General features: G+C 53.3%; 1 protein-coding gene. It reads left to right on the top strand.

The genetic code is table 11. The features are described 5' to 3' along the window. Window positions 1-268: 268 nt before the first annotated feature. The gene (gene tyrS / locus GSM73_RS22775) at window positions 269-1,468 is read left to right on the top strand and encodes a tyrosine--tRNA ligase (RefSeq protein WP_076383442.1); all 1,200 of its coding nucleotides are present in this window, start codon (window positions 269-271) and stop codon (window positions 1,466-1,468) included. The last annotated feature ends 124 nt before the right edge of the window (window positions 1,469-1,592 follow it).

Raw genomic sequence — 1,592 nt, 5'->3', positions numbered from 1 at the left:
CAGCGAGCAGGTGGGTCTTGGGGTAAAGCGGCGGCGCTTTGGATGGTTCTGTGGTCATAGGTAATTTGACTTTTGAAGAGATGAATTGGAAAAGATGAATGACATGATGAAGATGAAATAACTGTATAAAATATAACCAAATCACCTGCGAAGCAAGCCCGCGGACACTCTGTCCGTGGATTGGTGTCCGCGCACCCGGCAAACCTTGTATTTGGTGCGCGATCTTGTATGGTTGGGTCCCTTTGAATCTGAGCCTTGCGGGTCTGTTATGAAGTCGGTTGAAGAGCAGCTAGCGCTGATCAAGCGTGGTGCAGAAGAGTTGTTGGTCGAGTCCGAGCTGATTGAAAAGCTCAAGCGTGGGCAGCCGCTGCGTATAAAGGCTGGTTTCGACCCGACGGCACCCGATCTGCACCTGGGTCATACCGTGCTTATTAATAAGCTGCGTCAGTTCCAGGACCTGGGGCATCAGGTCATCTTCCTGATAGGTGACTTCACTGGGATGATCGGCGATCCGAGTGGTAAGAGCGCAACGCGCCCACCGCTGACGCGCGAGCAGGTTCTTGATAATGCCGAGACCTACAAGACTCAGGTCTTCAAGATCCTCGATCCGGCCAAGACCGAAGTCGCTTTCAACTCCACCTGGATGGATCAGATGGGGCCGGCGGATTTCATTCGCCTGACCTCCCAATACACCGTGGCTCGTATGCTCGAGCGCGATGATTTTGACAAGCGCTATAAAACCAGTCAGCCGATCGCCATTCATGAATTCCTCTATCCGCTTGTTCAGGGCTATGACTCGGTGGCATTGCGTGCTGACGTCGAGCTCGGCGGTACGGATCAAAAGTTCAACCTGCTGATGGGGCGCGAGCTTCAGCGTGGTTATGGTCAGGAAGCCCAGTGCATTCTGACCATGCCTTTGCTGGAGGGGTTGGATGGTGTGAAGAAAATGTCCAAGTCGTTGGGTAACTATGTGGGTATCCAGGAAGCGCCGGGTGTTATGTACGGCAAGCTGGTTTCCATTCCTGACGTGCTTATGTGGCGTTACTTCGAATTGCTCAGCTTCCGTTCCATGGATGAGATCAACGCATTCCGTGCGGATGTTGAGGCTGGGGCAAATCCGCGGGACATCAAGATCAAGCTGGCTGAAGAGATTGTTGCTCGTTTCCATGGTGAGGAAGCTGCGGCCAATGCTCATCGTGCGGCGGGCAACCGCATGAAGGATGGCGAATTGCCGGATGATCTGCCTGAGATCGAATTGACTGCGGCCGAGGATATGCCGATTGCGGCCGTCCTTAATAAAGCAGGCTTGGTCAAGAATGCTGCAGCAGCGCGAGATCTTCTTGGTTCGGGCGGCGTGCGCATCGATGGTGAAGTGGTGGATCGCGCCTATATATATAAGCTGGGCGCTACCCATGTCTGTCAGGCTGGCAAGAAGGCTTTTGCGCGTATCGTGCTGAAGCCGGAATAAAAGCCGAAATTAGTGCTTGACGGCAAATTCTGGACGTCTATAATTCGCCCCACTTCCGGCGCAGTCGAAGCGAAAAACTCCTTGAGTTTCAATGAGTTAAACGATTTTAGGCGGCGCAGGGCTT

This window comes from Pseudomonas sp. PICF6 (assembly GCF_009831705.1).
In the GTDB taxonomy this organism is placed as follows: Bacteria; Pseudomonadota; Gammaproteobacteria; order Pseudomonadales; family Pseudomonadaceae; genus Aquipseudomonas; species Aquipseudomonas rhizophila.
This window is presented reverse-complemented; position numbering and strand designations above follow the sequence as displayed.